Source organism: Variovorax sp. 01T439_2 (genome assembly GCF_056398445.1).
Window position 1 is genome coordinate 1 of sequence record NZ_JBFTPJ010000705.1, and the last position, 3,110, is coordinate 3,110.

A 3,110-nucleotide genomic window follows, 5' to 3' on the forward strand; every position below is an offset into this window, starting at 1 on the left:
GGCCTCGTGCGACTGCACGTAGCGGAAGTTCCAGTACATCGCGTCGAAGGAGTCGAGCGCGACCTCGATGCCCGCCGCATCGCCGAGCACGCGCTGCACGCGCGCGGCCGCATCCGCCAGCGCGTCGGCCGCGGCCGGCACGGCCAGCGACCACACGTCCTCGGGCCGCAGCAGCCGCACGCGCGCGGGCAGCGCGGCCGTGTCAGCGCCCAGCAGCACGTCGGCCACGCGCGCAAAGGTGCCGATGTCGCGTGCGAACCAGCCGCAGGTGTCGAGGCTGGGCGCAAGGTCGAGCGCGCCTTCGAGGCTCACGCGGCCATGCGTGGGACGCAGGCCGTACAGGCCGCAGTGGTTGGCCGGCGCGCGCACCGAGCCGCCGGTGTCGGTGCCGAGCGCGAAGTCGCACAGGCCCGATGACACGGCCGAGGCCGAGCCCGACGACGAGCCGCCGGTGATGCGGTCTTTTGCGGCGCCGTTGATCGGCGCCCCGAAGTGCGCGTTGTTGCCGTTCATCGAGAACGCGAGTTCGTCGGTCACGGTCTTGCCCGCGAAGCGCGCGCCCGCATCGAGCAGCTTCTGCACGGTGGGCGCGGTGCGGGTCTTGATGCCCGACATCGCAAGCACGATCGGGCTGCCGCCGCCGGTGGGATAGCCGGCCACGTCGAACAGGTCCTTGGCTGCAAAGCGCAGGTCGGCCAGCGGGCCGGTGGGCGCATGCGGCACCGGCGCGTCGGGGTACGGAACGAAGGCGTGGGCGGGGTCGTGCAGGGGCATGGCGTGTCGTGGTGTGTGTGTGCAGGGGCGGGTCAGGCGGCCAGCGTGGGCGCGATGGCGGCGGCGGCATCGGTATGGATGCAGCGCGCGCGATGCTTCGGCGCGAGTTCGACCACCGGCGGCTGCGCGGCGCGGCAGGCATCGGTGGCGAGCGTGCAGCGTTCGGCAAAGGCGCAGCCGGGCGGCAGCGCCGACAGGTCGGGCGGCGTGCCGCCGATGGTCTCGAGCCGCGCGCCGCGCGCCAGAGCGCCGTGCGCGCGGCTCTTGAGCAGCGCGATGGTGTAGGGGTGGCGCGGCGAGCGGATCAGCTCGCGCGCCGTGCCTTCCTCGACGATGCGGCCCGCATACATCACAGCGATGCGGTCGGCCACCTCGACCGCGGCGCCGATGTCGTGCGTGACGAAGATCACCGACAGGCCGAGGTCGCGCTGCAGTTCGCGCAGCAGCAAAAGGATCTGGATCTGCACCGTGGCGTCGAGCGCGGTGGTCGGCTCGTCGGCCAGCAGCAGCTGGGGTTTGCATGCCAGCGCCAGCGCGATCATCGCGCGCTGCCGCATGCCGCCCGACATCTCGTGCGGATAGGCCGCCAGGCGCCGCTCGGGGCTCGGGATGCGCACGCGCTCGAACAGCGCAAGCGCACGCTGCTGCGCCTCGGCCGCCGTGGCCTTCCTGTCGTGCCGGCGGATCGACTCGACGATCTGCGCGCCGACCGAATACACCGGATCGAGCGCAAGCAGCGGCTCCTGGAAGATCATCGAGGCGACCTTGCCGCGGAAGTCGTCGAGCTCGCGCGCGGGCATCGCGAGCACGTCGCGCCCGGCCACCTGCACCTGCCCGCCGATGCGCGTGCGGCGCTCGGGATGCAGGCGCAGCAGCGTGCGCAGGGTCACGCTCTTGCCGGAGCCCGATTCGCCGATCAGCGCGACCACCTCGCCGCGCTGCACCTCCAGGCTCACGCCGCTGACCGCATGCACGGGCTTGCGGCCGCCGCTGAAGCTGACGCTGAGGTCGCGCAGGCGGACCATCGGCTCGGGGGAAGAAGAGCTCGGGTTGTTCATCGTTGTCGTCGTGGTCGTCATGCGTTCACGCCGCCCGGGCCAGCGGCACGGCCATCGGATGTCCGCTGCCGGTCTCGTGGACCAGGCAGCTCGCCGCATGTCGCGCGCCGGTGGCGATGGGCTCCGGCACCACCTGGCTGCACACCGGCGCGGCCAGCGCGCAGCGCGGATGGAAGCGGCAGCCCGAGGGCGGGTTGATCGGGTTCGGCGGGTCGCCGGCCAGTGCCGCTTCCTCGGTGCGGTGGTCGGGGTCCATCGAGGGCATCGACGAGAGCAGCGCGCGGGTGTAGGGATGCGCCGGCGCATCGTAGAGCGCGTCGGCCGGCCCGATCTCGGCCACCTGGCCCAGGTACATGACCATCACGCGGTCGCTCACGTAGCGCACCACGTTGAGGTCGTGGCTGATGAAAAGATAGGTGAGGCCAAATTCGGCCTTGAGGTCGAGCAGCAGGTTGATGACCTGCGCTTCCACCGACTTGTCGAGCGCCGACACGGCCTCGTCGAGGATCACCATGCGCGGCTGCAGCGCGAGCGCGCGCGCGATGTTGACGCGCTGGCGTTGCCCGCCCGAAAGCTCATGCGGATAGCGTTCGGCAAAGCGCTGCGGCTCGAGCCCGACGCGCGCGAGCAGGTCGCGCGCACGCGCCACGGCCTCGCGCCGCCCGACGCCGTGCACCTGCGGGCCGAAGGCGACGGAGTCTTCGATGGTCAGGCGCGGGTTGAGCGAGGCGTAGCTGTCCTGGAACACCATCTGCACCTGGCGCCTGAACTCCTTGAGCGGCAGTTCGCGCCCGCCGACTTCGCGGCCGTCGAAGATCACTTCGCCCCGCGTTGGTGCAATCAGCTGCATCAGCAGCCGCGCGGTGGTCGACTTGCCGCAGCCCGATTCGCCGACCACGCCGAGCGTTTCGCCCTTGAGCACTTCGAAGTCCACTCCGTCGACCGCGCGCACCACGCCACCGCCGCGGCCCAGCGGATCTTTCTTGAGCGGAAAGTGCTTGACCAGGCCGGTGATGGTGAGAAGCGGTTGTGCGGGGCCGCCGATGTCTTTCAGTGCGTCCATGTTTTCACGCTCCTTTGTTGCTCTTGTTGCTGTTGTTCGGGGCGCGTGCACAGGCCACCGGGTACTCCCCTCCGCGAATGTCCCCCGGCCTGCGGCCTCCTCCTTGATTTCGCTGCGGGGAGCACCCGATGCCCTGTGCACCWGGACACGCTGCTGGTGTACCGCCGATCAACAACTGCTCTGTCCAACGCTCCCGTCGATGGGGTGCCTTGCGC

At 70.9% G+C, this 3,110-nt stretch carries 3 protein-coding genes; all 3 read right to left on the bottom strand.

Annotated elements, in window-relative coordinates; all coding sequences use genetic code 11:
• Nucleotides 1–774: amidase family protein (locus AC1DOC_RS26285; RefSeq protein WP_478130801.1), on the bottom strand; the 774-nt coding region annotated here is incomplete at its 3' end.
• A gap of 32 nt (nucleotides 775–806) precedes the next feature.
• The gene (locus AC1DOC_RS26290; RefSeq protein WP_018903680.1) at nucleotides 807–1,799 is read right to left on the bottom strand and encodes an ABC transporter ATP-binding protein; all 993 of its coding nucleotides are present in this window, start codon (nucleotides 1,797–1,799) and stop codon (nucleotides 807–809) included.
• Nucleotides 1,800–1,857: 58 nt separating this feature from the next.
• On the bottom strand, nucleotides 1,858–2,895 hold the full coding sequence (locus AC1DOC_RS26295; RefSeq protein ID WP_062363242.1) for an ABC transporter ATP-binding protein: 1,038 nt from the start codon (nucleotides 2,893–2,895) through the stop codon (nucleotides 1,858–1,860).
• Nucleotides 2,896–3,110: the final 215 nt, after the last annotated feature.

Coding starts and splice junctions, on each gene's coding strand:
- AC1DOC_RS26290 (WP_018903680.1), bottom strand. CDS start 1,799: ATGGTCCGCCTGCGCGACCTCAGCGTCAGCTTCAGCGGCGGCCGCAAG.
- AC1DOC_RS26295 (WP_062363242.1), bottom strand. CDS start 2,895: ATGGACGCACTGAAAGACATCGGCGGCCCCGCACAACCGCTTCTCACC.